Source organism: Pseudomonas sp. HY13-MNA-CIBAN-0226, from assembly GCF_040310305.1.
GTDB classification, from domain to species: Bacteria; Pseudomonadota; Gammaproteobacteria; order Pseudomonadales; family Pseudomonadaceae; genus Aquipseudomonas; species Aquipseudomonas gregormendelii.
In genome coordinates this window covers 1-273 of the sequence record NZ_JBEOPS010000248.1, presented here as the reverse complement: position 1 = coordinate 273, position 273 = coordinate 1, and the positions used below count along the sequence as shown (strand labels likewise).

Annotated in this window: 1 protein-coding gene; it reads left to right on the top strand. The window is 63.4% G+C overall.

Translation table 11 applies throughout. The annotated features are described in order from the left end of the window. Positions 1-273, top strand: a 273-nt coding sequence (locus AAEZ05_RS28620; protein ID WP_350649967.1) for a histidine kinase, incomplete at both ends; no start/stop codon positions are given.

Below are 273 nucleotides of genomic sequence, written 5' to 3'. Positions count from 1 at the left end.
GAATTGCACGATGACATCGGCCAATTGCTGACCGCCGCCAAGCTGCAAAGCGAATGGCTGCAGCGTCGCCTGCCCGACGACCTGCAAAGCCATTGCTCGGTGCTGTGCAACACCCTCAATGAAACCCTGGCCAAGGTGCGCGACGTGTCCGCCATCCTCAACCCGCGCCAACTGGCGAGCCTGGGGCTGGAAGCGAGCCTGCGCGCGCACCTGCTCAAGACCCTGGAAAATACCCAGGTGTGCTGGAGCCTGGAGTGCCAGCAACGGCTCACC